Origin of the sequence: Stenotrophomonas sp. BR163 (assembly GCF_047520985.2) — a bacterium.
GTDB lineage: Bacteria > Pseudomonadota > Gammaproteobacteria > Xanthomonadales > Xanthomonadaceae > Stenotrophomonas > Stenotrophomonas sepilia.
Genome location: NZ_JAXBRE020000009.1, coordinates 17,123 through 42,445, shown reverse-complemented (window position 1 = coordinate 42,445; position 25,323 = coordinate 17,123). Strand labels below are relative to the sequence as shown.

The 25,323-nt window shown below is 66.9% G+C and carries 30 protein-coding genes and 2 tRNA genes; 20 read left to right on the top strand and 12 right to left on the bottom strand.

Going from position 1 to position 25,323, the window contains the following annotated elements:
- The first annotated feature begins 64 nt into the window (after positions 1-64).
- Positions 65-997, top strand: a complete 933-nt coding sequence (gene yegS / locus ACM0PY_RS09715) for a lipid kinase YegS (RefSeq protein WP_134971118.1) — start codon at positions 65-67, stop codon at positions 995-997.
- An 8-nt stretch (positions 998-1,005) separates the two neighbouring features.
- Here the strand turns inward: yegS and ACM0PY_RS09710 are convergent, their stop codons facing one another.
- Positions 1,006-1,533, bottom strand: coding sequence for an ankyrin repeat domain-containing protein (locus ACM0PY_RS09710; RefSeq protein ID WP_134971120.1), 528 nt, complete (start codon positions 1,531-1,533; stop codon positions 1,006-1,008).
- Between ACM0PY_RS09710 and ACM0PY_RS09705 the strand changes: the two genes are divergently transcribed.
- From ACM0PY_RS09705 to ACM0PY_RS09675, 7 genes are all read left to right on the top strand, one after another.
- Complete coding sequence (locus tag ACM0PY_RS09705; protein ID WP_235646744.1) at positions 1,517-2,062, top strand: XVIPCD domain-containing protein; 546 nt, start codon at positions 1,517-1,519, stop codon at positions 2,060-2,062. The two genes, ACM0PY_RS09710 and ACM0PY_RS09705, sit on opposite strands and share 17 nt — an antisense overlap.
- A 158-nt stretch (positions 2,063-2,220) precedes the next feature.
- On the top strand, positions 2,221-3,696 hold the full coding sequence (gene trpE, locus ACM0PY_RS09700) for an anthranilate synthase component I (protein ID WP_065178876.1): 1,476 nt from the start codon (positions 2,221-2,223) through the stop codon (positions 3,694-3,696).
- Between the two features lie 67 nt (positions 3,697-3,763).
- Positions 3,764-4,543 (top strand): SIMPL domain-containing protein, encoded by a 780-nt coding sequence (locus tag ACM0PY_RS09695; protein WP_134971122.1) that lies wholly within the window; start codon positions 3,764-3,766, stop codon positions 4,541-4,543.
- 2 nt (positions 4,544-4,545) lie between these two features.
- A complete protein-coding gene (locus tag ACM0PY_RS09690) occupies positions 4,546-5,133 on the top strand; it encodes an anthranilate synthase component II (protein WP_005419831.1) in 588 nt (195 codons plus the stop codon).
- A gap of 16 nt (positions 5,134-5,149) precedes the next feature.
- Complete coding sequence (trpD, locus tag ACM0PY_RS09685) at positions 5,150-6,181, top strand: anthranilate phosphoribosyltransferase (RefSeq protein WP_049443905.1); 1,032 nt, start codon at positions 5,150-5,152, stop codon at positions 6,179-6,181.
- Positions 6,182-6,255: 74 nt separating this feature from the next.
- The gene (gene trpC, locus ACM0PY_RS09680) at positions 6,256-7,050 is read left to right on the top strand and encodes an indole-3-glycerol phosphate synthase TrpC (RefSeq protein WP_005419828.1); all 795 of its coding nucleotides are present in this window, start codon (positions 6,256-6,258) and stop codon (positions 7,048-7,050) included.
- The gene (locus ACM0PY_RS09675; protein WP_005419826.1) at positions 7,047-7,763 is read left to right on the top strand and encodes a haloacid dehalogenase-like hydrolase; all 717 of its coding nucleotides are present in this window, start codon (positions 7,047-7,049) and stop codon (positions 7,761-7,763) included. The genes trpC and ACM0PY_RS09675 overlap by 4 nt, the downstream gene beginning before the upstream one ends.
- Positions 7,764-7,860: 97 nt before the next feature.
- Here ACM0PY_RS09675 and ACM0PY_RS09670 read toward each other — a convergent pair whose 3' ends face one another.
- A complete protein-coding gene (locus ACM0PY_RS09670) occupies positions 7,861-8,622 on the bottom strand; it encodes a sulfite exporter TauE/SafE family protein (RefSeq protein WP_180883811.1) in 762 nt (253 codons plus the stop codon).
- Between the two features lie 134 nt (positions 8,623-8,756).
- Positions 8,757-9,446, bottom strand: a complete 690-nt coding sequence (gene crp / locus ACM0PY_RS09665) for a cAMP-activated global transcriptional regulator CRP (RefSeq protein ID WP_010482649.1) — start codon at positions 9,444-9,446, stop codon at positions 8,757-8,759.
- Positions 9,447-9,595: 149 nt separating this feature from the next.
- Between crp and speD the strand changes: the two genes are divergently transcribed.
- Positions 9,596-10,390, top strand: coding sequence for an adenosylmethionine decarboxylase (gene speD, locus ACM0PY_RS09660; protein ID WP_005411315.1), 795 nt, complete (start codon positions 9,596-9,598; stop codon positions 10,388-10,390).
- Positions 10,391-10,558: 168 nt separating this feature from the next.
- Complete coding sequence (locus ACM0PY_RS09655; RefSeq protein ID WP_005419816.1) at positions 10,559-10,879, top strand: DMT family transporter; 321 nt, start codon at positions 10,559-10,561, stop codon at positions 10,877-10,879.
- An 82-nt stretch (positions 10,880-10,961) separates the two neighbouring features.
- Here ACM0PY_RS09655 and coq7 read toward each other — a convergent pair whose 3' ends face one another.
- Positions 10,962-11,606 carry a 2-polyprenyl-3-methyl-6-methoxy-1,4-benzoquinone monooxygenase gene (gene coq7 / locus ACM0PY_RS09650; protein ID WP_072168912.1) on the bottom strand — a complete coding sequence of 215 codons (645 nt, stop codon included), beginning with the start codon at positions 11,604-11,606 and terminating at the stop codon, positions 10,962-10,964.
- Positions 11,607-11,802: 196 nt separating this feature from the next.
- Here coq7 and rplM point away from each other — a divergent pair, with 196 nt between their 5' ends.
- Positions 11,803-12,231, top strand: a complete 429-nt coding sequence (rplM, locus tag ACM0PY_RS09645) for a 50S ribosomal protein L13 (RefSeq protein WP_005414692.1) — start codon at positions 11,803-11,805, stop codon at positions 12,229-12,231.
- 2 nt (positions 12,232-12,233) lie between these two features.
- Positions 12,234-12,626: a 30S ribosomal protein S9 gene (gene rpsI, locus ACM0PY_RS09640; protein ID WP_005411311.1), complete on the top strand. Its 393-nt coding sequence runs from the start codon at positions 12,234-12,236 to the stop codon at positions 12,624-12,626.
- A 327-nt stretch (positions 12,627-12,953) separates the two neighbouring features.
- Here the strand turns inward: rpsI and ACM0PY_RS09635 are convergent.
- Both ACM0PY_RS09635 and ACM0PY_RS09630 read right to left on the bottom strand, forming a co-directional pair.
- Positions 12,954-13,028: transfer RNA gene (locus ACM0PY_RS09635), tRNA-Gln, on the bottom strand.
- Positions 13,029-13,083: 55 nt separating this feature from the next.
- Positions 13,084-13,160 (bottom strand) — tRNA-Met (locus ACM0PY_RS09630).
- Positions 13,161-13,281: 121 nt separating this feature from the next.
- Here ACM0PY_RS09630 and ACM0PY_RS09625 point away from each other — a divergent pair.
- The 3 genes from ACM0PY_RS09625 to bfr all read left to right on the top strand — a co-directional run bounded on the left by ACM0PY_RS09625 (position 13,282) and on the right by bfr (position 14,931).
- Complete coding sequence (locus tag ACM0PY_RS09625; RefSeq protein ID WP_005419809.1) at positions 13,282-13,905, top strand: RNA pyrophosphohydrolase; 624 nt, start codon at positions 13,282-13,284, stop codon at positions 13,903-13,905.
- A gap of 203 nt (positions 13,906-14,108) precedes the next feature.
- The gene (locus tag ACM0PY_RS09620; protein WP_005411309.1) at positions 14,109-14,318 is read left to right on the top strand and encodes a (2Fe-2S)-binding protein; all 210 of its coding nucleotides are present in this window, start codon (positions 14,109-14,111) and stop codon (positions 14,316-14,318) included.
- Positions 14,319-14,460: 142 nt separating this feature from the next.
- Positions 14,461-14,931 carry a bacterioferritin gene (gene bfr, locus ACM0PY_RS09615; protein WP_005419804.1) on the top strand — a complete coding sequence of 157 codons (471 nt, stop codon included), beginning with the start codon at positions 14,461-14,463 and terminating at the stop codon, positions 14,929-14,931.
- A gap of 1 nt (position 14,932) precedes the next feature.
- Here bfr and ACM0PY_RS09610 read toward each other — a convergent pair whose 3' ends face one another.
- From ACM0PY_RS09610 to ACM0PY_RS09600, 3 genes are read right to left on the bottom strand one after another with little or no spacing between them, the layout of a single operon-like run.
- Positions 14,933-17,167 carry an ATP-binding protein gene (locus ACM0PY_RS09610; protein ID WP_134971130.1) on the bottom strand — a complete coding sequence of 745 codons (2,235 nt, stop codon included), beginning with the start codon at positions 17,165-17,167 and terminating at the stop codon, positions 14,933-14,935.
- 1 nt (position 17,168) lies between these two features.
- Entirely contained in the window at positions 17,169-19,058 is a 1,890-nt protein-coding gene (locus tag ACM0PY_RS09605; RefSeq protein ID WP_111201849.1) for an EAL domain-containing protein, read from the bottom strand.
- Between the two features lie 44 nt (positions 19,059-19,102).
- On the bottom strand, positions 19,103-19,720 hold the full coding sequence (locus ACM0PY_RS09600; RefSeq protein ID WP_005419792.1) for a DUF4126 domain-containing protein: 618 nt from the start codon (positions 19,718-19,720) through the stop codon (positions 19,103-19,105).
- Between the two features lie 179 nt (positions 19,721-19,899).
- Between ACM0PY_RS09600 and ACM0PY_RS09595 the strand changes: the two genes are divergently transcribed.
- The 5 genes from ACM0PY_RS09595 (at position 19,900) to ampE (ending at position 23,595) form a co-directional block, all read left to right on the top strand.
- Entirely contained in the window at positions 19,900-20,643 is a 744-nt protein-coding gene (locus ACM0PY_RS09595; protein WP_005419791.1) for a DUF6776 family protein, read from the top strand.
- 4 nt (positions 20,644-20,647) lie between these two features.
- Complete coding sequence (locus ACM0PY_RS09590) at positions 20,648-21,112, top strand: bactofilin family protein (RefSeq protein ID WP_053497672.1); 465 nt, start codon at positions 20,648-20,650, stop codon at positions 21,110-21,112.
- Positions 21,113-21,143: 31 nt separating this feature from the next.
- Positions 21,144-21,536: an iron-sulfur cluster insertion protein ErpA gene (gene erpA, locus ACM0PY_RS09585; protein ID WP_005419789.1), complete on the top strand. Its 393-nt coding sequence runs from the start codon at positions 21,144-21,146 to the stop codon at positions 21,534-21,536.
- Positions 21,537-21,655: 119 nt separating this feature from the next.
- Positions 21,656-22,561 (top strand): NAD(+) diphosphatase, encoded by a 906-nt coding sequence (nudC, locus tag ACM0PY_RS09580; RefSeq protein WP_111201850.1) that lies wholly within the window; start codon positions 21,656-21,658, stop codon positions 22,559-22,561.
- Positions 22,562-22,707: 146 nt separating this feature from the next.
- A complete protein-coding gene (gene ampE, locus ACM0PY_RS09575) occupies positions 22,708-23,595 on the top strand; it encodes a regulatory signaling modulator protein AmpE (RefSeq protein WP_088497349.1) in 888 nt (295 codons plus the stop codon).
- A gap of 582 nt (positions 23,596-24,177) precedes the next feature.
- Here the strand turns inward: ampE and ACM0PY_RS09570 are convergent.
- The 3 genes from ACM0PY_RS09570 to ACM0PY_RS09560 are packed head-to-tail and all read right to left on the bottom strand — an operon-like array spanning position 24,178 to position 25,247.
- Positions 24,178-24,603 carry a DUF2752 domain-containing protein gene (locus ACM0PY_RS09570; protein WP_005419786.1) on the bottom strand — a complete coding sequence of 142 codons (426 nt, stop codon included), beginning with the start codon at positions 24,601-24,603 and terminating at the stop codon, positions 24,178-24,180.
- Positions 24,604-24,646: 43 nt separating this feature from the next.
- A complete protein-coding gene (locus tag ACM0PY_RS09565) occupies positions 24,647-24,925 on the bottom strand; it encodes a CD225/dispanin family protein (protein WP_005419785.1) in 279 nt (92 codons plus the stop codon).
- A 34-nt stretch (positions 24,926-24,959) separates the two neighbouring features.
- The gene (locus tag ACM0PY_RS09560; protein ID WP_005419784.1) at positions 24,960-25,247 is read right to left on the bottom strand and encodes a CD225/dispanin family protein; all 288 of its coding nucleotides are present in this window, start codon (positions 25,245-25,247) and stop codon (positions 24,960-24,962) included.
- Positions 25,248-25,323: the final 76 nt, after the last annotated feature.

The following is a 25,323-nucleotide window of genomic DNA, read 5'->3' as shown; positions in this document are numbered from 1 at the left end:
GGCTTCACCAGACCCGACATCGGGCGCTGCTAGCCTTGGGCGTCCCCCCTCCCGGAAGCACTGCATGACCACCCCGCGCTGGCGCATGATCCTCAACGGCAAATCCGCAGGCGATGACGACCTGCGCAGTGCCGTCGGCCATTGGCGGCAGCAGGGCGTACAGCTGGAAGTGCGGGTGACCTGGGAAGAGGGCGACGCTGAGCGTTACGTGGCCGAAGCCATCGACCATGGCGTGGACGTGATCGTGGCCGCCGGCGGCGATGGCACGCTCAGCGCCGTGGCCGAAACCCTGGCCCATCGCGATGAACCGGCCGAGGCGCTGCCCTCGCTGGCGCTGGTGCCGATGGGCACGGCCAATGATTTCGCCACTTCCGCCGGTATTTCCACCGAACCCCAGCAGGCCTTTGCATTGATCGGGCAGGCCTCCGCGCGCGCTGTGGACCTGCTGCGCGTGGACGCCGACGGGCGGACCTGGTGGTGCGCCAACCTGGCCAGCGGCGGCTTCGGTACCCAGGTGACCGTGGAAACTGATGCAGGCCTGAAGAAGATGCTGGGCGGGCTGGCTTATGTCATCACCGGCATCGCCAAGCTGGGCCGCATCGAGCCGATCACCGCGCGCCTGACCGGTCCGGATTTCGCCTGGGAAGGCGGGTTCATCGCCCTGGGCATCGGCAACGGCCGCCAGGCCGGCGGTGGCCAGCAGCTGTGCCCGCAGGCGCTGATCGATGACGGCCTGCTGGACCTCACCGTGGTACCCGAACTGGACGGCGAGGTCGCCGCAACCCTGGGCCAGATGCTGACCGGTGGCAAGGAGGCGGCATTGGAGCGCGTGGCGAACCGCGCACAGCTGCCGTGGCTGCAGATCGACGCGCCGCAGGCACTGACGTTGAACCTGGACGGCGAGCCGGTGCAGGCGCAGCGTTTCCGCATCGACTGCGTTGCGGGCCGGGTGCGCATGCACCTGCCGGCGGATTGCGAGCTGCTCTCCGCCCGCTGAGGCGCGGGCTACAGCAGGGGGATGTCTTCTTCCCTGCTCGGGAACTTGAAGGCCTCGCGCTTCCTGCGGATGTGTTCGGGCATCGGCGGGCGCGGGATGTTGCGGTCAGCCAACCACTGTTGGCACTTCTTCTGCCAGGGCAGGTTGTCGGGCGTGGTGATTTCCCAGTAGATGTCTTCGACCATCAGTTGACGCGCAGTCTTGCCCGATCCCTCCTGTACAGGCTGGGAGATGGTGGGATCTGCGCCGTGCTCCAGCAACCAGTAGGCGTAGTCGAACCCACCTCTTCCTGTGTACCAGCTCAGGACGGTGTCGCTCCCGAGGCTCCTTAAGTTGGATTCGTTTACATCGGCCCCGTTTTCGACCAGAACCTGCACGTTCTTCCACTGATTTCCGCTGAGAAACGCCTGCAGCAGCAACGTCTCATTGTTGATGTTGCGAGTATTGGGATCACCACCGTGTTTCAGTAAGAGATCGAGATAGCGCGGGTCGTCCATTTTCGCCGCGTAGACCATCGCGTTGTCGAAGTTGATCAACTGCCCGTTCATCTGCCTGGACTCGCGGGCGTTGGGGTCTGCACCGCTGATCGGGCAGCAGGCGAGCATCGCGCCCGCCGCTGACGGCCGACAGGCCGGCAGCACCACGGAGCCTGGCAAACCTGCGATCGGCATCGATCATCCTGCCCACGCCGGCAATAGCCTGTTCCTCGGCGCCCAGGCCGGCGTCCACGCCCTGGACCGCGCCCACAACCGCGTGCCCGACCTGCAGAGCGACCAGCTGGCCGGTGCGCTGGCCGCCCAAGCCAACCGCGAAGGCCTGCAGTCCATCTCCCATGTGGTTCTCAGTGACGACCGCGCCCGGGTGTTCGCTGTCGACACCGCCGACCTCAATGCCCCGCACCGACGCCATGCCCATGTCGAGGTGGCCCAGGGCATGGCCCAGCCGCTGGCCGTGAGCACGGCCCAGGTCGACGCCCTCAACGCCGGCCGCGCCGCCGCCCTGGACGCCGGGCTGGCCCAGCAGCAGGTGGAGGAGTCGCAGGAGCAGGCGCGACGCATGGGGTAGCGAGGGCGGGGTTCCCCTCCCGCCGATCCTGCGATACAGTCAAAGGGTGTCCAGCCTGACGACCCCGCATACTCTTTCTTCCGCACGCCGTTGGTGGCGATGGTGGCCCGTTGCCGTCGTCCGCCCCCATAACGCTGTGTCCCGGAAGGAAAGTCGTCTTGAACTCGCACGCTCAGTTTCAGCAGCAGGCCGCTGAAGGCCACACCCACATTCCCGTCGTCCGCGAAGTGCTGTCCGACCTGGACACGCCGCTTTCGGTCTATCTGAAGCTCGCCGACGGCCCCAATACCTACCTGTTTGAATCCGTCGAAGGCGGCGAGCGCTTTGGTCGTTACTCGATCATCGGCCTGCCGGCGCGCCGCGTGTATGCCTTCCACGGCCACACGCTGACCGTGCGCGAAGACGGCCAGGTGGTGGACACCCGCGAGGTAGCCGATCCCTTCGCCGAAGTCGAGGCGCTGCGCAGCGCCCACTCGGTGCCCAAGCTGGAAGGCCTGCCGGGCTTCACCGGCGGCCTGGTCGGCTGGTTCGGCTTCGAATGCATCGGCTACATCGAGCCGCGCCTGGCCCCGCCGGCTGGCCGTGATGAGCTGGGCACGCCGGACATCCTGCTGCTGGACTCCAACGAGCTGGCGGTATTCGACAATCTCAAGGGCCGGCTGTACCTGATCGTGCACGCCGACCCGCGTGTCGACGGTGCCTTCGAACAGGCGCAGGCGCGCCTGGATGCCCTGACTGCGAAGCTGCGTGCACCGGGCGCCGGTTATCCGGCACCGCTCAACAGCGACGTGCTGGACGAATCGGATTTCGTCTCCGGCTTCACCCGCGAAGGCTTCGTCGATGCGGTCCAGCGCAGCAAGGAATACATCCGCGCCGGTGACATCTTCCAGGTGGTGCTCAGCCAGCGCCTGAGCGTGCCGTTCAAGGCGCGCCCGGTGGATGTGTACCGCGCGCTGCGCGCGTTGAATCCCTCGCCGTACATGTATTTCCTCGATGTCGGCGACCTGCAGGTGGTCGGTTCCTCGCCGGAAATCCTGGTGCGTTTGCAGGATGGCGAAGTGACCGTGCGCCCGATCGCCGGCACCCGCCCGCGTGGCGCCACGCCCGAGCTGGACCTGGCGCTGGAAGCCGAGCTGCTGGCCGATCCGAAGGAACGTGCCGAGCACCTGATGCTGATCGACCTCGGCCGCAACGATGCCGGGCGCGTCTCCAGGGCCGGTACCGTGGAAGTGGGCGAGCAGTTCGTGATCGAACGCTACAGCCATGTCATGCACATCGTCAGCGAAGTGACCGGCCAACTGCAGCCGGGCCTGAGCTATGCCGACGTGCTGCGCGCCACGTTCCCGGCCGGCACCGTCAGCGGCGCGCCAAAGATCCGCGCGCTGGAAGTGATCCGCGAACTGGAACCGATCAAGCGCAATGTCTACGCCGGCAGCATCGGCTACATCGGCTGGCACGGCGATGCCGATACCGCGATCGCGATCCGCACTGCGGTCATCAAGGATGGCCGCCTGTACGTGCAGGCCGGCGCCGGCATCGTCTACGACTCGGACCCGGACAAGGAATGGGACGAGACGATGAACAAGGGCCGTGCGCTGTTCCGCGCCGTCGCCCAGGCCGCCAAGGGCCTGTGACGCTCCCCGTGCCGTGGCCTGCGCCGCGGCATCTTCCGCTGTTCCCATTGAAGACAAGGAGTACCGCATGAAGCTGCTGAGCGCATTGCTGTGGTCGTCGCTGCTGGCCACGATGGCCCCGTCTGCGTGGGCGCAGGCCAACACCATCCCCTCGCAGCCGCACCTGCTGGTGAAGGGGCAGGGTACCCGCACGGTGACGCCCGACCGCTTCGGCCTGCAGTTGAACATCGAAGAGACCGACATGGACGCCGACGCCGCGCGGCGCCGCGTGCAGGGCAACGTGGCCCGCGTGCTGGCGCTGTTCAAGCAGCACAAGGCGGTGGAGGGCAGCGTGCGTGCGGACAACCTGCGGATCGGCCCGGCGACGCGCTATGAGCAGAACCGGCAGGTCTTCATCGGCACCCGCGTGTCGCGCCAGCTGCGCGCCAGCTTCGCCAGCGTGAAGGCGATGCAGGATGTGCTGGGTGCGTTGAAGGCCGACGAGAACGTACAGGTCAGCAGCCTGGCGCCAACCTATTCGGGTGAAGTGGCGCTGCGCCGCGAACTCAAGGGTGAGGCGGCGGCCCAGACCCGCGAGTCCGCGCAGGGCCTGGCCAAGGCCTACGGCACCCGGCTGCGCGGCCTGTACAGCATTTCCGACGTAGCGCCGAACTTTGCTTATGGCATCCAGGCCGGCAGTTGGCCGAGCAGTGGGGATCTGGTGACGCCGCCTTCGCCGCCCGCGCCCGAGGCACCGATGAACAGCATCGAGACCACGGGCTCCCGCCTGCCCGAGTCGGTCGAAGCCGGCCCCATCACCTACACCGAAAACGTGTACGCCATTTTCCTGATAAGCGACGGAACCTGACCATGTTGTGGATGATCGACAACTACGACAGCTTCACCTACAACCTCGTGCAGTACCTGCAGACGCTGGGCGCCGAGGTGAAGGTGGTGCGCAACGATGCGATGAGCGTGGACGAGATCGCCGCGCAGAAACCCGAGCGCATCGTCATCTCGCCCGGCCCGTGCACGCCCAACGAAGCGGGCGTGTCGCTGGAGCTGATCCAGCGGCTGGGCCCGACCACGCCGATCCTCGGCGTATGCCTGGGCCATCAGGGCATCGGCCAGGTCTACGGCGGCACCGTGATCCGCGCCGGCAACATCATGCACGGCAAGACCTCGCCGATCCGCCATGAAGGCAAGGGCGTGTTCGCCGGCCTGCCGGACCGCTACCAGGCCACCCGCTACCACTCGCTGGTGGTGGACAAGAACAGCCTGCCGGACTGCCTGGAAGTGACCGCATGGACCGAGAACGAGGACGGCTCGATCGAAGAGATCATGGGCCTGCGCCACCGCCAGTTCCCGGTGGAAGGCGTGCAGTTCCACCCCGAGTCCATCCTCACCGAACACGGCCACGCCCTGCTGCGCAATTTCCTGCAGCGCCCGGCGGCCTGATCCAAGGAGCATTCCCATGAGCTTCTCCCCCCAGGAAGCCCTGCAACGCACCATCGAGCACCGCGAAATCTTTTTCGACGAGATGGTCGACCTGATGCGGCAGATCATGCGCGGTGATGTCTCGCCGATGATGACCGCCGCCATCCTCACCGGCCTGCGGGTGAAGAAGGAAACCATCGACGAGATCGCCGCCGCCGCCACGGTCATGCGCGAATTCGCGCTGGCGGTGCCGGTGGCCGACAGCACCCACCTGGTCGACATCGTCGGCACCGGTGGCGATGGCTCGCACACCTTCAACATCTCCACCTGCGCGATGTTCGTTGCGGCTGCGGCCGGTGCGCGCGTGGCCAAGCATGGCAACCGCAGCGTGTCGTCCAAGTCCGGCAGCGCCGATGCGGTCGAGGCGCTGGGCGCGGCCATCGAGCTGCAGCCAGCGCAGGTGGCCGCTGCCATCGAGCAGACCGGCATCGGCTTCATGTTCGCGCCGATCCATCATCCGTCGATGAAGGTCGTCGCGCCGGTCCGCCGCGAGATGGGGGTGCGCACCATCTTCAACATCCTCGGTCCGCTGACCAACCCCGCCAGCGCGCCGTCGGTGCTGATGGGCGTGTTCCATCCTGATCTGGTGGGTATCCAGGCGCGCGTGCTGCGCGAGCTGGGCACCGAGCGCGCCATGGTGGTCTGGGGCCGCGACAACATGGATGAGATCTCGCTCGGCGCCGGCACCCTGGTGGGCGAGTTGCGCGACGGCAAGGTGCGCGAGTACGAGATCCACCCGGAGGACTTCGGCATCGCCATGTCGGCCAGCCGTAACCTGCGCGTGGACAGCCCGGAGCAGTCCATCCAGATGCTGCGCGCGGTGCTGGACAACGAGCCCGGCCCGGCGCTGGACATCGTCGCGCTCAATGCCGGCGCCGCGCTGTACGTGGCCGGCGTGGCCAGCGACATCGGTGATGGCCTGGCCCGCGCCCGCGCTGCCATCGCCAATGGCAGCGCCCGCCAGCGCCTGCAGCAGTATGTGGAGACCACCCGCGCGCTGGTTGCCTGAGCGCGCGGTTCAGCCTGACCCCGTCGATGGCCGATAATGGCCGTCCTCAGCGCCCCCGCACCGAATCGAAGACGATGAGCGACATCCTGCAGACGATCCTGGCCCGCAAGGCCGAAGAAGTGGCCCAGCGCCGCGCCCAGCGCCCGCTCGAGGAGCTGCAGGCCGCCGTGGCCAGCGCCCCGCCGGTACGTGGCTTCGTACGCGCGTTGCAGGCGGCCGTGGCCAACGGCGACCCGGCGGTGATTGCCGAGGTGAAGAAGGCCAGCCCGTCCAAGGGCGTCATCCGCCCCGATTTCCGGCCGGCCGATATCGCGGTCAGCTACGAGTTCGGTGGTGCCAGCTGCCTGTCGGTGCTGACCGACGTGGACTTCTTCCAGGGCGCCGATACCTACCTGCAGCAGGCCCGTGAAGCCTGCACGCTGCCGGTGCTGCGCAAGGACTTCGTGATCGACGCCTACCAGGTGTACGAGGCGCGCGTGCTGGGCGCCGACTGCATCCTGCTGATCGTCGCCGCGCTGGACGACACCCAGCTGGCCACGCTGTCCGAACTGGCGTTGTCGCTGGGCATGGACGTGCTGGTGGAAGTGCACGACATCGACGAGCTGGAGCGTGCCCTGCAGGTGCCGGCGCCGATGATCGGCATCAACAACCGCAACCTGCGCACCTTCGAGGTGTCGCTGCAGACCACGCTGGACATGCAGCAGGCGGTGCCGCGTGACCGCCTGCTGGTCACCGAGAGCGGCATCCTCGGCCCGCAGGACGTGGCGCTGATGCGCGATGCAGGCATCCATGCCTTCCTGGTCGGCGAGGCCTTCATGCGCGTGGAAGAGCCGGGCGAGGGCCTGCGTCAGCTATTCTTCGCAACATGACAACGCACTATCCGACGCCGCGCGAGGATGCGCCGCTGGTGGTCTTCGACTTCGACCACACCCTCTACGACGGCGATTCGGGTACCCACCTGTTCGCCTCGCTGATCAAGCGCAACCCGTTGCGCATGCTGGCGGCGCTGCTGGTCACGCCGATTGCCGGGCCGATGGTGGCGATGCTGCCGACCCGTCGCGCGGGCATCTCGGTCTATGTGTGGATCGGCAGCTTCGGCCTGCACCGTGCGCGCGATTTCAACAAGGTGATCGACGCCTACGTGCTGCGCAACCAGGCGCAGATGCGCGCCAAGCTGCTGCCGCAGGCGCTGGAGGTGTTCGCCGCGCACCGCGCCAAAGGCGATCGCGTGGTGGTTGCCACCGGCGCGCCGCCGGAGCTGGCCCGCGCGATCCTGGCCTTCGTCGCCCATCAGGACGTACCGGTGATCGGCACCGAGGTCGGCCCGCGGCTGGGCGGCGTCGGTCCCACCCGTCACTGCCACAACGAAGAGAAGATGCGCATGCTGCGCGAGCGCGGCTATGGCGACATCGATATCGCCTATTCCGACAGCACCGCCGACCTGCCGCTGCTGCTGGCGGCCAAGGCGCCGGTGGTGGTGAACCCGAAACCGGGGCGGGTGGCGTTCTTCCGCCGCGTGCTGCCGGCCGGCACCCGCATCCTCAACTGGGGATGCGTGGATCGCGGCGGCGACAAGGCCTGACCCGCGCCTGTTGTAGAGCCGAGCCATGCTCGGCTGCTCTTCGTTGCGGGATCCGTGCGTCCTCAGCCGAGCATGGCTCGGCTCTACAGGGGATGCTTCAGCGGAAGAGGTGCCCGTACACCGCATGCCCGATCTGGAACAGGCTGATGCCCAGTACCAGCACGCCCACGGCCACCAGCACCCAGCGCTCCTTCACCCGCTTGACCAGGATCGCCGCCACCGGAGCGGCCATCATGCCGCCGATCAGCAGGCCGGCAACGATCTGCAGATGCTGCACGCCCATCGACAACAGGAAGGTCGCTGACACCGTCAACGTGACCACGAACTCGGCTGCGTTGACTGTTCCGATGGTGGTGCGCGCCTGGCCGCCGCGGGCGAGCAGGGTGGACGTCGCGATCGGCCCCCAGCCACCGCCGCCGCTGGCGTCGAGCAGGCCGGCGAAGAAGCCCAGCACCGGCACCCGGCGTATCTCGCCCTTGGGCATCCAGCGCCCAGCGGCGCGGGCCAGGATGAGGATCGCCAGCACCAGCAGGTACAGGTAGATCAGTGGCCGGATGATCTCGCCCGGGACCTGCGTGAGCACGTACGCGCCCATGGCACCGCCCACTGCGCCGGGCAGGGCCAGGCGCAGGAACAGGCGTTTATCGACATTTCCGGCTGCGAGGTGCGACACCCCCGAGGCGCCCGTGGTGAACACTTCAGCGGTGTGGATGCTGGCGCTGACCTGCGCCGGGGGCAGGCCCATGCTCAACATCACCGACGAGGACACCAGGCCGAACGCCATGCCCAATGCACCGTCCACCAGCTGTGCGCCGAGGCCGATGAGAATGAACCACCAGAATTCGCTGCTCAGCTCCATGTACCGAGCCTAGCCCAGCGGGCCGCGCAGGGGCCGTGTAGAGCCGAGCCCTTGCGCGGCTGCCTTTGACGTACCGCAGCCGAGCGTCGGCTCGGCTCTACAGGATGGCTCGGCAGCGTTGGGTTGCCTTGCAATCAACGGGTGCCGTACAGCACCACGGTCTTGCCGCGGGCATGCAGCAGGCCGTCGGTCTGCAGCTTCTTCAACACGCGGCCGGCCATTTCGCGCGAGCAGCCGACCAGTCGCGCCAGTTCCTGTCGCGAGACGCGCAGCTGGCTGCCCTGCGGGTGGCTCATCGCCTCCGGTTCCTGCGCCAGGTCGTGCAGGGTGCGCACGATCCGGTCGGTAACGTCCAGGAATGCCAGGCGGCTGGCCTTGCGGCTGGTGTCGAGCAGGCGCTTGGAAATCTGCTGGCCCAGCGCATACAGCAGGCGCGGGGCATCGGCCGACAGCGGGCCGAGGAACAGCTGATGCAGGCGCTCGTAGCTGATTTCAGCCAGCTCGCAGGCGGTACGGGTCCGCAGGATCACCTCGCGGCGGTCCGATTCGACGAACAGGCCCATCTCGCCGACGAACTCGCCGGCACCGAAGTAGCCCAGCACAAGCTCGCGATCGTCATCTTCCTCGGCCATGATCGAAACCGAGCCGCTGATGACGTAATACAGGGTTCCCGCCGGGTCTCCGGGCCGGAAGACGTCGGTACGGGTGGGATATCGCCGCCTGTGGCTGTGCGCCAGGAAACGATCGATTGTGGCGATATCCAGGGCCAGTGGACTGCTAGCTAGGCGCACGGTTGACACGATAGGAGCGCTCCCTCTGCGCATGAACGGATTCACGGGGTCGATAGCGGAGCTTAACCAGCGCAATTGTTAAGGGCAAACAGTGTGCCAGAACTCTTGCGTCTTCACGTTCCCCCCGGGGGCAGTTTGCCCCATAATTCCCCCTTTCCCTTCTTACACAGGAATCGACCGCCGTGGTCAAGCCGTTGCCTCGCCTGAGGCTGCAGGGTTTCAACAACCTCACCAAGGCGCTGAGCTTCAACATCTATGACGTGTGTTACGCGCGCACCGAAGAGGAGCGTCAGCGTTACATTGAATACATCGATGAAGAGTACAACGCCGACAGGCTGACTCAGATCTTGACCGATGTCGCCGAGATCATCGGCGCCAACATCCTGAACGTGGCCCGCCAGGACTACGATCCGCAGGGTGCCTCGGTGACCATCCTGATCTCCGAAGAACCGGTGATCGACAAGAAGCTGGCCGGCAAGGAGCTGATCTCCGACGCCGTGGTCGCGCACATGGACAAGAGCCACATCACGGTCCATACCTACCCGGAAACCCATCCGCAGGAAGGTATCGCCACGTTCCGCGCGGACATCGACGTGGCCACCTGTGGCGTCATTTCCCCGCTGAAGGCCCTGAACTACCTGATCGAGAGCCTCGAGTCGGACATCGTGATCATGGACTACCGCGTCCGTGGCTTCACCCGCGATGTGAAGGGCAAGAAGCACTTCATCGACCACAAGATCAACTCGATCCAGAACTTCCTGGCCAAGAACATCAAGTCGCGTTACGAGATGTTCGACGTCAACGTCTACCAGGAGAACATCTTCCACACGAAGATGCACCTGAAGGACTTCGACCTGGACCAGTACCTGTTCGAGGAAAAGGCCAAGAACCTGTCGTTCAAGGAACGCATGAAGATCGAAGCGCTGCTCAAGCGCGAGATCGAAGAGCTGTTCCACGGCCGGAACCTGTCCGAGTAAGCCCCATGTGCGATGCCCGCAGGCATCGCCACCCAGGCGGGACGACCCGCCCCGTGGAACCAGTGCCCCGCACACGTTACAGTTCCACGGTGATGTACCGACCCACGGCCCGGTGTGAAAACACCGGGCCGTTTCGTTTTTCTCAAGAAAGGTAAGGAGCCCCCACCCATGCCCTGGATCTACCTGCTGCTGGCCGGCCTGTTCGAGATCGGTTTCGCCCTCGGAATGAAGTACTCCGAAGGCTTCAGCAAACCCCTGCCCACCGTTGCCACGGTGGTATCGGCCCTGATCAGCCTGTACCTGATGAGCCAGGCGATGAAGAGCATCCCGGTCGGCACCGCCTATGCGATCTGGACCGGCATCGGTGCCATGGGCGTGGCTGTGCTCGGCATCTACCTGTTCAATGACAGTGCGTCGCCGGCCCGCCTGGCCTGCGTGGGCCTGATCGTGGCCGGCGTGATCGGCTTGAAGCTGGTGTCGCCCAACTGATGGATGGCCCGACCAACGGTCGGGCCCCACCGTCGCCCCCCGCACCTCCTGATAGGCCCGCACCGTTGGTGCGGGCGACCCTTCAAATGCGGTAGGCGATGGTCTTCATCACCCTGGAGGCCAGCGCCATCACGCCCGGGATCGGGAACGGCAGGCGGCGTGCGCCGGCCTGCTCGGCGTGCTCCGCATGGCGGGCTTCGTCTTCCTTCATCACCTGGATGACCGCACGGCTGCGCAGGTCGCCTGCCGGCAGATCGACCAGGTGCTCGTCCAGATGGGCTTCCACCTGGCGCTCGGTTTCGACCACGAAACCGAGGTTCCAGCCGTCGCCGCGCAGCCCGGCCAGGGTGCCGATGGTGTAGCTGCCGGCGTACCACAACGGGTTGAACAGGCTCGGGCGGCTGCCCAGCTCGCCCAGCCGGGTGGCGCACCACGCCAGGTGGTCGGTCTCTTCCTGGGCCGCTTCCAGCAGGTGTTCACGCGTGGCAGGGTCACGGGCCACGGCGGCTTGGCCGAAATACAGGCCCTGTGCGCAGACTTCGCCGACGTGGTTGATCCGCATCAGCCCGGCCGCATGGCGGCGTTCAGCGTTGTCCATGCCCGGCTCGCTGGTGTCCGCGGCCGGGTAGGGGCGGGCCGCCGGCGGGTTGCCGAACACCGTGTCCAAGGCGCGCTGCGCTTCGGTCAGCAGGTGGTCCAGCGGTGTGGTCTGGCGGAGCACGGTCATGGCGGCACGCGGTGGGACGGAAGACCCCTCGATTCTCCCCCGGCTCCGGCCCCCTGCCAACCCGGGACATGACCGGCTTGCACCGGGAGCTTGACCCGCGTACAATCCCGCCTCTTACGCTTCACCTTTCACAACGCGTGGCAGAGTTCCGGCGAGCCGTTCGCCGCAATGAGCCCGACCTAACATAGAGTTCTTCATGAGCACTTTCACTGCCAAGAACGAGACCGTCCAGCGCGACTGGTACCTCGTCGACGCCGAGGGCAAGACCCTGGGCCGTCTCGCCACCGAGCTGGCCCGCCGTCTGCGTGGCAAGCACAAGCCGGTCTACACCCCGCACGTTGATACCGGCGACTACCTGGTCGTCATCAATGCAGAAAAGATTGCCGTCACCGGCAAGAAGCTGCAGGACAAGATGTATCACCGTTTCACCGGTTACATCGGCAACCTGAAGACCGAGTCCCTGGCCCAGGCGCTGGAGCGCCACCCGGAGCGCGTGATCGAGATCGCCGTCAAGGGCATGCTGCCGAAGGGCCCGCTGGGTCGCCAGATGTACCGCAAGCTCAAGGTCTACGCCGGCACTGAGCATCCGCACGCCGCACAGCAGCCGCAGGTTCTGGATATCTAATCATGGCTATCACTCAAAACTACGGCACTGGCCGCCGCAAGTCCTCCACCGCTCGCGTGTTCCTGCGCAAGGGTTCGGGCAACATCACCGTCAACGGTCGTCCGCTGGACGAGTTCTTTGGTCGTGAGACCGCGCGCATGATCGTGCGCCAGCCGCTCGAGCTGACCAAGAACACCGAAAGCTTTGACATCCTGGTCACCGCCGCTGGCGGCGGCACCACCGGCCAGGCCGGTGCGATCCGTCTGGGCATCGCCCGTGCTCTGGTCGAGTACGACGAAACCCTGAAGTCCGAGCTGCGCAAGGCTGGCTTCATGACCCGTGACGCCCGTGAAGTCGAGCGTAAGAAGGTTGGTCTGCACAAGGCCCGCCGCGCCACCCAGTTCTCCAAGCGCTGATCTACCGCGCCTGGTTGGGCTCCTTCGGGAGCCCGCTGGATGGGAAAGCAAAAGCCCGGCTTCGGCCGGGCTTTTGTCGTTTCGGGGGGATGCATTTCCGGGTTGCCGGCCAGCGGCCGGCACTACCCATGGTTTCGCATCTCGGAAGGGGTGGGGTCAGAGCCCTTTCCTTGGGAAAAGGATCCGACCCCGGACCCCTCTCTGGAGGAGAGCCCCCTTGATGTTCAAGGGGGCGCGCCGACAGGCGCGGGGATAAGGTGGGGATGCGCGACCAAAACAAAAAAGAAAAAAGCCTGATCTTTCGATCAGGCTTTTTTCTTTTTTGTTTGGCTGCCCCGGATGGATTCGAACCACCGAATGCCTGAGTCAGAGTCAGGTGCCTTACCGCTTGGCGACGGGGCAAAACGTGCAACTATTCTCTCACTTTTCACACTGAAAAACAACTTGATTTTCAATGTGGTGGCTATGGGTGGACTCGAACCACCGACCCCAGCATTATGAGTGCTGTGCTCTAACCGGCTGAGCTACATAGCCTTGGTGAGCCCGCTATTCTGCGGATGTGTATCGGCCCTGTCAACACTTTTGTGCCGTGCTTGTGGGCCGACAGAGGGCATGGGATAGTCCCGACCAGTAGATTTTCTTAGGAGTCCGCATCGTGATCGATCCGGACGGCTATCGACCGAACGTCGGCATCGTGCTGATGCGGCAGGACGGCCAGGTGTTCTGGGCACGACGCGTGCGCCGGGACGGCTGGCAGTTCCCGCAGGGTGGCATGAACACCGACGAGACGCCTGTCGAGGCCATGTATCGTGAACTGCAGGAAGAGACCGGCCTGCTGCCTGAGCACGTGGAAGTGCTCGGGGCGACGCCCGGCTGGCTGCGCTACAAGCTGCCGGCACGGGCCATCCGCCGCAATGAGCGGCAGGTCTGCATCGGGCAGAAGCAGGTCTGGTTCCTGCTGCGCCTGACCGGCGATGAATCGCATGTGCAGCTGGACCATACCGACTCGCCCGAGTTCGACCACTGGCGGTGGGTGGACTTCTGGTACCCGGTGGAGCACGTGGTGATGTTCAAGCGTGGCGTCTATGCGCGCGCGCTGCGACACCTGGCGCCGTTGGCGCGTGGGGTGGCCGGCCAGGGCGTCAGCGCCATGCCCAAGAGTGCCGCCGAGGCCTGGATGCCGGGCCACGCAGCCGGCCACGACAGGCCCCGGAAGCGCACGCCCAAGCGCGGCGGCTACTGGCCGCGCAAGGCCAAGGGGGAGTCCGGGGCGGTTTGAATGGGAGGCCACGCAGGCTGTGGGCCGATCCGTCACAACGCGTCCCCGCCGGCTGTTTCCAGCAGGACCTGGCTGCCCGCCGGGCCGGTCAATCCGACTCTGAACGGTATCGAGAATGGTTCAGTTCTCTGATTGACAACCATTCTCGTTTCCATTGGAATACGCAACAGGCCGCTTCTGGCCTGTCAGCCCGGTCCCCGCCTGTGTACGTCTGCATCTGCAACGGAGTTACCGACCACCAGATCCGCGAAGCCGCCAGCCATGGCGTCAGCACGGTGGCGGAACTGACCATGCGTACCGGTTGCGGTGCCACCTGCGGTTCGTGCCTGGACATGGCCGGCGACCTGCTGGCAAAGGCACGCGCGACGCACGATCTGCCGCTGCCGGTATTGGGCCTCGCCCAGGTCGCCTGATCGTTTCCTCGCGGCCTGTTGACGCCGCGCTTTCGCGTCCTTCACCAGCAACCGCGCAGGCCAATGCGCACGATTCGCGTTCCTTCACCACCGCACGCAAGGCGTTACAGTGCCTGCGTTTTCAGCGTGCAGGAGCATCCCCATGAAGGGCGACACCAAGGTCATCGAATTCCTCAACAAGGTCCTCTACAACGAGCTGACCGCGATCAACCAGTACTTCCTGCACGCCAAGATGCTGAAGAATTGGGGCATCAAGGAACTGGCCGAACACGAGTACAAGGAATCGATCGACGAAATGAAGCATGCCGACATGCTCGCCGACCGCATCCTGTTCCTCGAAGGCCTGCCGAACTTCCAGGCGCTGGGCAAGCTGCGCATCGGCGAGAACCCGACCGAAATCCTGCAGTGCGACCTGTCGCTGGAACGCGATGGCGTGGTCACCCTGCGCGAGGCGGTGGCCTATTCCGATTCGGTCGGCGACTATGTCAGCCGCCAGCTGTTCGTGAAGATCCTCGACTCGGAGGAAGAGCACATCGACTGGCTGGAAACCCAGCTCGACCTTATCGAGCGCATCGGCGAGCCGAAGTACCTGCTGAGCAAGCTGGAAGAGTGAATCAGCGGTCCTGGCCGGCGCGATGCTGTGCCAGGTAGCCCGTCAGTGCAACGCGCGCCCGGGCGAATTCCGCAACCAGCAGCGCCACCGCTACTGCGGGGCGCTGCAGGCTGCCACTACGGGTCTCGTGCTCGATCCGCTGCGCGATCGCCGACAGCGACAACGCCCCCACGTTCGCGCTTGATGATTTCAGGCTGTGCGCGACGGCCTGCATGCGCGGTTCATCGCTGTTCCGCGCGGCCAGCTGCAACTGCTGCACCATCGCCGGCGCATCTTCAAGAAATACCGTGACGATCTGGGTGGCAGCATCGCCGATCACCGCATGCAGTTCATCCAGCACATCGCGGTCGAGCACCGGTTGTGGTGCTGGCGCCACCTGCTTTTCCGGATTCGGTAGAGCCGCGCCATGCTCGGCTGATGGCGTGCGACTGCAATTGGCCGTCAGGCGAGCATCACCCGGCTCCACAGAAGGCCGTGCAGGTGCCGCGGCTTTACCGCCACCCCAGCGCTGCAGCAGCGCATGCAGCGTTGCGCGCGCGATCGGCTTGGACAGGTAATCGTCCATGCCGGCCTGCAGGCAGCGCTCGCGGTCGCCGGCCATCGCATTGGCGGTCATCGCGATGATCGGCAGTCGCGCACGCCCGGTTTCCGCTTCTTCGGCGCGCCAGCGGTGCGTGGCGGCGTAGCCGTCCAGCACCGGCATCTGGCAATCCATCAGCACGATGTCCAGCCCGCCTTCGCGAAGGGCGGCCAGGGCCTGTTCGCCATCGGCGGCGTTGCGCACCTCGCACTGGAACACCCGCAGCAGCTGCTCGGCCACCATCCGGTTCACCGTATTGTCCTCCACCACCAGCACGCGCAGATGCAGCGGCGGCAGCGTGGCAGTCGGTTGCTCGTGTTCCGCGCTGGCCAGCAGCGCAGCGGGGCGGGCAGAGGCGACCGGTGCCGCCAGCAGTGCATGCAGGGCGGCGTCGTCGAAGTGGGAGGGCAGCTGGCGCTGGCGGGGGCGTCGCGCAATCGCATCCTCCTGCAGCCACAGTACCTGCAGTGCGTCGTCGTCGCCGCGTTCCCCCAGTGCGAGCTGCAGCGTGGCCTCGCCGTTCCGGCGTGCGCGCGCATCGACCAGCAGCCAGGCGGGTGCCGGTTTTCCGGGCCGCGCCGGAGCGCGCAGGCGCTCGACCACGCTGTCCAGTTGCGCCAGCACCTGCACCTGCAGTCCATGGTGGGCAGCGATGCGCTCGATGCGTGCCTGCAGCGTTGCATCGGCACTGAACAGCAGCAGCGGTGCCGGCGCGCGCGTCATCGCCGGCAGGTCGCCAGGAACCTTCAGCAGCGGGATCTCGAACCAGAACGTAGCACCCTGGCCGGGCGTGGACTGCACACCAATACGCCCGTGCATCAGGTCGATGATGCGCTTGCAGATGGCCAGGCCCAGGCCGGTGCCGCCGTAGATGCGCGTGGTGGATGCGTCGGCCTGGCTGAAAGACTGGAACAGGCGTGCCTGCAGCGCGTCGTCGATGCCGATGCCGGTATCGATGATCTCGAAGCGCAGCTGGTGCTGCGCGGCACCTTCGCCCAGGCGCAGCACACGCAGCTGCACCTGGCCGCGGGCGGTGAACTTGATCGCATTGGCCAGCAGGTTGCTCAGCACCTGGCGCAGGCGCACCGGGTCGCCGCGCACCGGCAGGCGCACCGATGGATCCAGCTGCAGGCCCAGTGCCAGGCCCTTGGCGTCGGCGGCGCGCTGCATCAGCTGCACCACGCCGTCGAGCAGATCGCGGAGGTTGAAGCTGGTGATTTCCAGCTCCAGCGCCTGTGCTTCCAGCCGGGAGTAGTCGAGGATGTCGTCGACGATGCGCAGCAGCTGCTGCGAGCTGGCCGAGGCGGTGGCCAGCATCTGCCGCTGGTCCTCGCCCAGTGGCCCGCGTGCGATCAGCTCCAGCATCGGCAGGATGCCATTGAGCGGGGTGCGGATCTCGTGGCTCATCGTGGCCAGAAACTCGCCCTTGGCAAGCACGGCCGCCTCGGCGGCCTGCTTGGCCTGCAGCAGCTGTTGTTCCAGCTGGCCCTGGCGTTCAGTGGTATGGCGTAGCTGGTCCCGTTCAGCGGCCAGCGCGCCGTGCGTGCGCTGCAGCTGCGCCAGCGCACGGTCGCGCGCACGAAGCCGCAGGCCCAGCACCATCAGCGCGATGGTGGCCGCGGCGAGGGCAACCAGCAGCACGCCCCACAGCGGCACGTCAGAGCACCGCGTTGTGGAAGTCGAAGTTCAGGTCGCTGCCGGCCGACTGCACCATGTTGCCCTGGATGTAGTCGACGCCGCCAACCCACATCGCCGCCGCAGCCTGCGGATCCTCGATCTGCTGGCCGATGATCTGCAGCCCGGCGGCATGGGCCTGATCGATCGCCTTGCGCAGCTCCTCGCGCGTGGCCGGATTGGCGTGGCTGCTGGAAAAGCGCGCAGCCATGCGCACGAACGACAGCGGCAGCTGGTTCAGCAGGGCATCGGCCTCGCCGCTGGGTTCGAACTGGCTCAGGCAGAAGCGCACCCCGGCACTGGCCATGCGCTGGCAGAACTGCTGCAGCGGCACGGTGTGGATCAGTGCGTCCGGCAGGCGCACGTCGATCACCAGTGCACTGCCCGGCAGGTCGCGCTGCTGCAGTGATTCCAGCAGCCAGTCGGCGAAGGCGTCGCGCTGCAGGGTGCGCAGCGACTGCGAGACGAACAGGTTCAGTGGCTGCGTCGCGTGGCGGTACAGGTCCAGCAGCCCCAGCGCGTGGTCCATCACCTGCTGATCGAGATCGGCGATGCGGCCTGCGGCTTCCGCGGCCGGGATTACCTGCCCGGCCGCCAGCACGGTGCCGTCGGCCTGGCGAAGGCGCAACAGTAACTGGTACTGCGCGGTGTTGCCGCCGGCAACAGCGACGATCGGCTGATAGGCCAGTTCCAGCTGTCCTTCCAGCAGCGCCAGGTGTTCCTGTTCGGTGACTGCCTGCCGGTGCACATGGCCGGCCACCCCGGCGCTGAGCAGGCGCGCCTGCAGGGTGGTGCGCTCGACGGCTTCCAACGCACTGTTGGCATCGTCGAAGCCCGGTGACAGCGGTGCGTAGCCAACTACGCCGCGCAGGTGCACGGATTCGTCGTCGCGGATCACGAAGGCACGTGCCGACAGCTGCTCGCGCAGGCTGGCAGCGATGCTGTCAAGGGCGTCCTCGTCGGCGCTGCGGGCCAGCAGCAGGAAGCTGTTGTCGTTCAGGCGTGCCAGCAGGTGCGGATGGCCGGCTTCGGCCAGGCGCTGCCCGGCCTGCACCATCAGCCGTTCAAACGCGGCATAGCCATAGCGTTCGCGCAGGCCCAGCGCGCTGGCCACTTCGATGAAGAACACGCCGCCCTGATCGCGGTGGGCGAGTGCGGTGTTGAGCTGCTGCAGCACGTGGTGGCGCGTCGGCAGGCCGGTTTCCGGATTGCTGGTGGCCGGTGCGCCGGTGGCGCCGGGGAGGGTGGCGGCCTGGGCTCGTGCGCGGCGGATGCGGTTGGCCACCGCTGCGATCAGGTGGCGGGGCCGGATCGGCTTGCTCAGGTAGTCGTCCGCGCCGCTGTCGAGGACTTCGAACTGGCGCTCCGGATCCGGATCACCGCTGAGGAACACGATCGGAAGCAGCTGCAGGCCGGGCTGCTGGCGGATCAGCGCGGTCAGGCGCATGCCGTCCAGGCCGGGCAGATGAAGATCCATCAGGATCAGGTCGGGGCGGTGCTCCTTGATGGCCTGCAGCGCGGCATCGGCATCGTTGTGGACGATCGCCTGCATGCCGGCGCCGTGCAGCACGCTCTGCGCGAACAGGGCCTGCGCGCGATCGTCTTCAACGATCAGCACGCGGTAGGGCGAGTCCGATGGCGACGGGGCCAGATCGTTGTTGCCGGCGTCGGCCAGTGCGACCGGGCCGGGCAGCGGCGGCGGCGCGCTGTTGGCCGGCGTGGACGCATCGGCCGCGACAGGGGATGGGGGCGCCGCCATCGGTGGGTCCACGGCCGGAGGTGCCGTCTCGGGGGCCCAGCGTTGCCAATGGTCGGCCGGAGGGGTTTCAGCGCGTCCCGGGCGGGCGCCCGCGGGGGATTCGTTTGCGGCCATCGGTGCTCCTGGTGTTCGCGTCCATTATGCGACAAGCCCGGCGCTCAGCCGGTACCGGTGTGCCCTGGCGGTGCTGCCGATGCACCGCGCGCCAGCCAGCGCACACCCTTCCACAGGGCGCGCCAGACCAGCCACACCAGCAGCGCACCGGCCAGGCTGCAGGCCAGCACCACGATCAGCGCGATCCACGGGTGTGCCAGGGCGAGGGCCAGGCCACCGATCACGACGGTGTCTTCGGCCGCAGAGGCGACCCAGTTGCTGGCCGGTTCCGGCGAGGTGTTGAGCAGGGCGCGGGTACCGGCCTTCAGGCCATGGCTGGCCAGGGCGACGCCGGCACCGGCGGCGAGCGCACCGGTGCCCAGCTGGCCATCCGGCGACAGCGTGGCCGCCGCAAGGAATGCGCCGGCGGGTACGCGCGCGAGCGTCTGCACCAGGTCCCACACCGAATCCACGCCAGGGATCTTGTCGGCGAAGAACTCGGCCACCGCCAGCGCCGCCGAGGTGCCCAGCACCCACCATGATTCGGTGGCCTGCAGGGCGGGGGGCAGATCGACCCAGCCAAGCAGCCCGGCCAGGCCGACACCGAACACGGTGAGGTAGACGCGGATACCGGCCAGCCAGGCCAGCAGGATGCCGATCACGAACAGGTGGGCTTCGGTCATGGCGATGCTCCGGCGACGGAACTGTGCAGGGGGCCACACTATCGACGATGGCGTGCCTGAACGCCACCGACCGTGGCCGGCCGCTGCGCAGGAAACCCACCCGTCCTGTCATACACTAGCCCGTCGTTTGCCACAGGGGCCGTACCGGTGTCGCCCTTGCGATACCCCGGAAACCACCCATGACCAACCGTCCTCCCATGCGCGTGCAGGTCCGCCTGCCCGGCGCGCCGCAACCGCCTGCCGACCGTCGCCGCCTGCTGGTGATCGGCGGCATCTGGCTGCTCAGCCTGGTGCTGGCGGTGCTTGGCGGCTGCTGGATGGCCACCCCGCGCGATGCCCAGGGCCAGCGCCTGCAGGCCGCCGAAAAGCGTGCCGAGGCGCTGCAGGCGCAGCTGACCGAGCTGCGACAGAAGCAGGCCACGCTGGAAGCCTCCGACCGCATCAGCCGTGCCGCCAATACCGAGGTGCAGTCCTCGTTGGCCGAGCGCGATGAGGAAATCGCCGGGCTGCGCGCCGATGTTGCCTTCTATGAGCGGCTGGTCGGCTCGACCAGCCAGCGCAAGGGCCTGAACACCCATTCGATCGAGTTCAGCCCGGAAGCGGCCGGCACCTGGCAGTACACCGCCGTGCTGACCCAGAACCTCAACCGTGGGGCCATCAGCCAGGGGCAGATGCGCTTCACCGTGGAAGGCGTGAAGAACGGCAAGCTGGCCACGATCAGCTGGGATGATCTGCACCAGCGCAGCAAGGTGCCGGGACAGGACTACTCGTTCCGGTACTTCCAGCAGCTCACCGGCAGCGTGATGCTGCCGGCTGACTTCACCCCGCAACGCGTGCGGGTGACATTGGGGAGTGGTACGGGGGGTACCACCCAGGTATTCGACTGGAAACAGGCCGGTGCGCCGGCCAGCAAAGGGGAGTAGGCAGATGTTCGGAAGCAGCAAATCCAACCGTGAAGGCCAGCTGGTGGTGGATGCCCTGATCGGCAACCAGGTGGTGATCCGCGGTGATGTGGAATTCAGTGGGGGCCTGTATGTGGAAGGCCGCATCCACGGCAAGGTGATCGCCGCCGAAGGCGCCAGTGGTGCGACCCTGACGGTTGCCGAGCACGGCGTGATCGAAGGTGAGATCCGGGCCCAGGTGGTGGTCATCAGTGGCCGCCTGGACGGCGATGTACACGCTACCGAGAAGGTCGAGTTGACCCCGAGCGCACGGGTCAATGGCAACGTCCATTACCAGGTGGTGGAGATGAACGCGGGCGCGCAGCTGAACGGCCGCCTGATCCATGCCAGCGCCCCGATGGCAGCCTTGCCGGCGCCGGAAGGCGAAGACGCCCATGATGGCAAGGGCGATACCGCCGCGCGTCGCAAGCTGGCCGAGGCGATGGCTTGAAAGCCGTCGTCGGCACCCCCATGCTGGCAGCATGAGCACGCTAGTCTCCCTGCCCGGCGCCACCCCGGTTGCCGCGCCCGATTACCAATCGCTGGAGCGCCCGCTGAACTTCACCGAGTCGGCGGCCGCCAAGGTCAAATCCCTGATCCAGGAAGAGGGCAACCCCGACCTGGCCCTGCGTGTGTACATCGAGGGAGGCGGCTGTTCGGGCTTCCAGTACGGGTTCGAGTTCGACGAGAACCGTGCCGAGGATGACCTGGCGGTACAGACCAGCGGTGTGACCCTGCTGGTCGATCCGCTGAGCCTGCAGTACCTGATGGGCGCGGAGGTGGATTACACCGAGAGCCTGACGGGTGCCCAGTTCGTGATCCGCAACCCGAACGCAAAGACCACCTGCGGCTGCGGCAGCAGTTTCAGCATGTAAGCAGGGCGCGGGGCCTGTGTCCCGCGCGACAAGGTGTGTGGAGCAAGCTCCACACCCACAGACGGTTTCCGCAAAGCCTGCGGCTTGCCACCTGCATCGATTGGCGGCACGCTTGGCGGATGCCCAATACTCCTTCGCCGCTTTCCGGTTTTGCCTTCGTTGGCGAACCGTTGGAGCGCGCCGATGCCCTGCGCGAAGATGCCGATGCACTGGCGCGCCTGTGGCCGGGCGCGCGCATCCTCGTCCTCGATCACGATGGCAGCGCCTTCACCGGCGATGACGACCAGCCGCTGGCGCTGACCGGCGCCGACGTCGGCGGTGGCCCGGGCGCCGCAGTTTTCCTGGGGCTTCGCGGTGATCAGGCATGGTTCTCGGTCGAAGCCACCCATGTCACCGTGAGCGCGCCACGCCGACTCGATCTGCGCCAGGCTGCATTGTTGTGGCCGATGGCCGATGCCACCGCTTTCAGCTATGCCCGTGGCATGTCCTACTGGCACTCGCGCACCCGCTTCTGCGGCGTATGCGGCGGCGCGGTGGCGTTTGCCCGTGGCGGCTTCGTCGGCCGTTGTGCGCAGTGTTCCACCGAACACTATCCGCGCGTCGATCCGGCGGTGATCGTCGCCGTGGAAAACCAGGGCCGGCTGCTGCTTGGCCGGCAGTCGAACTGGGCCCCGCGCCGTTACTCGGTGCTGGCCGGCTTCGTCGAACCCGGCGAGACCTTCGAGCAGACCGTGGTGCGCGAAGTCCATGAGGAGAGCAAGGTGCGGGTGACCGCCTGCCAGTACCTCGGTTCGCAGCCGTGGCCGTTCCCCGGCGCACTGATGGTCGGCTTCCGTGCACAGGCGCATGACGACCTGCCGACCGTGGATGGCGAGCTGGAAGACGCGCGCTGGTTCAGTGCCGACGAGGTCGGCGCCGCGTTGGCGCGCGATGTGGAGGACGACGGCCAGGGCATCCGCCTGTCGCCACCGATCTCGATTTCGCGGGGCCTGATCGAACACTGGTACCGCCAGCAGCGAGGCTGAGCCGGCGTTTCGGCCGGGCCGGTCGTGGCAGCTGTATTGCCGCCACCTGAACACGGCCCGGGTTACAGTCCGGTTCACCCGCGAGGGCACCGCTGCGACAGGTAAGGTAGCGGCGCCGAGCGTTCTGTTTCGTAGGGAGACCTGCCATGTTCACCACTCTGGCCGCCGTGCTGGTGGCGCTGGCCCTGGGCCACGTTGCCCCGGCCGCTGCCGCCTCGATGCGCCGTTTCGACGGCTTCCGGCGCTGGCTGGGCTGGCTGGATGCGCGTGGTGGCAAGGCCTGGCAGGGACCGGCTGGAGTGGCGCTGGCGCTGCTGCCGCCGCTGCTGCTGATGGGGCTGCTGGCTTGGCTGCTGCGCGGAGTGCTGTTCGGCCTGCCGTCGCTGCTGCTCGGCGTGGCCGTGCTGGCCTGGTGCTGGGGGCCGCGCGACCTGGATCGCGATATCGAAGCCATCATCGATGCTGATGACGCCGCGACGCGGCAGGCAGCCGTGCGCAACCTGCAGGCCGCCGGTGGCAGCCTGCGCGAAGACGTGCCGTCGCTGGTCGAAGCGACCGTGCTCAATGCGCTGCGTCGCTGGTTCGCGGTGCTGTTCTGGTTCCTGCTGCTGGGCCCGGTCGGTGCGCTGGGCTACCGCTTGCTGGCGTTGATGGCGGAAAGCCCGATGCGTGCACGCGTGCCGGTGGAGCCGCTGGCGCTGGCGCAGCGCCTGCTGGGCTGGATCGAGTGGCCGGTAGCGCAGCTGATGGCGTTCTCGATGGCGCTGGTCGGCAACTTCGATACGGCGTGGAAGGCCTGGCGCCAGGCCCATGGCGAACGCCTGGTCGGCACCATCGGGTTCCTGGGCGCGGTGGCGCGGGCCAGCGTCAACGCCGAGCTGCGCGAGGACGCGCACGATTACACCGAGGCGGGGCTGTTGCCGGTGTGGCAGCGGCTGCCGGACCTGCGTGATGCGATGAGCCTGGTGTGGCGGATGCTGCTGCTGTGGCTGGCGATCCTCGCGTTGCTGGTGATTGCAGGCTGGGTGACGTAGTTGTTGTGCAGGGCTTGCAGCCCTGCACCTGCAGAGGCCAACGCCAAAGCCAAAGCGGCTCTGGGTTGCTGACGGTTGGGCGGGGCGGTGTGGGGCTGCAGGACACGCCGTAAACCCCCAAACCGGCCCAGCCGCTGGCGGCTGTGCGTTCGGGCGCTTGCGAAGCAGTGCTTCGCAAGCAAAGCGCCCTCACCCCTGGGGGCTCGATGGCGCCATCCATGGCGCCAACGGTCCTGCGGCCCCACACCGCCCCACCCCCGACAGTTTCCCGGTGACGGTGGGTCAACTGCGACTGCCGGTGGGTGTCGACCTTGGTCGACACGGTAGATCCACGCCATGCGTGGATGCAGAGCGAAGCGATCCGCTTCCGCTTTTGATCTTCTCTTTCTTTTCCGTGGTGGACGCACACGGAAACTGTCCGTGGCCGGGCGGGTGGGCTGCGCAGGGACGTGAGCCGCATGGATGCGGCGACCGAGCTTACATGGACGTACTTGCAGCGTCCCCTGCGCAGTCCACCCGCCCGGCCAATCCCATGACCGACAAACGCCGCCCACCACGAGGGGCTGCGCCGTTGGCTGGAAACTAGACCGGTGCCAGCGCCGTGAACGGTGCCCACGGCAGGTTACGCAGCAGCGCATACCCAGGCAGTACCCAGAGCCAGAACGTGGGATTGGCCAGCACCCGCATCAGCGGGTCCAGCAGGCGCGGACGGATGCCGGCGACGTTCAGCAGCATCAGCAGGAGGAAGGGCAGGCTGATGACCAGCAGCGGGTTCATCGCCATCGCGCCGGGCAGGTCGAAATGGACCAGCGAATACAGGCAGCGGGTGCTGCCACAGCCCGGGCAGTACAGGCCGGTCAGCGCGTACAGCGGGCAGCTCGGCAAGGGATTGCCGGCGACATACGGATTGACGTTGCGCAGCACCAGCGCGGCACCGGCGGCCAGGCCGGTGGCGGCCAGCAGCGGTGCCCAGCGGGCCAGTCGGGATCGGGTGGGCAGTGCGGACATGCAGCAACGGATCCGGCGCAGGCGCCGGATCCGTCCACGCGGATCAGTAGCCGCTGTTGCTCATCGCACCCATGCCGCCGAGAGCGACGATCAGGATGCCGTACAGCACGCCGACCACGACGGCGGCAATGGCCGACCAGATGGCCCACTTCTTGGCCTTGGCCGAGGATTCCTGGGCACCGGCGATGTCGCCAGCGGCCAGCTTGCCGTTGACCTGGGCGGCGTAGACGATCGACACGATGCCGGCCGGCAGGCAGCAGAACAGGGTGCTCAGGATGGCCCAGACCAGATTGTTCGGGACCTGCGGAGTGGCGGTATTCATGGGTTCAAGCTCCTTGATGGGTGGTGGTGGTGAATCATTGGTCGGAAAGAGCGCCCAGTACGGCCAAGCCGCCGAACAGCCCGAACCACAACAGCAACAGGACCGGCAGGGCCACGGCCGAAGCCACCGCCCACCAGCCCGCCTTGCGCGACGCGCTGTAGGCCCCCGGCAGGTCGCCGGCCGCGCGGCGGCCATCGACCTGGGAGGCATAGACGATCGACACCACGCCCAACGGCAGGCAGCAGAACAGCGTCGTCAGGATCGCCCAGACCAGATGGTTGGGGATGTAGACGGGACGGCTGAGCGGTGGCGGTTGATTCAAAGCAAGACTCCATTCCTTGGTGGCCGGCCTTGGTGCATTGGCCGAACCTCCCCCCTGTGGGTGCGTAATCTACCTC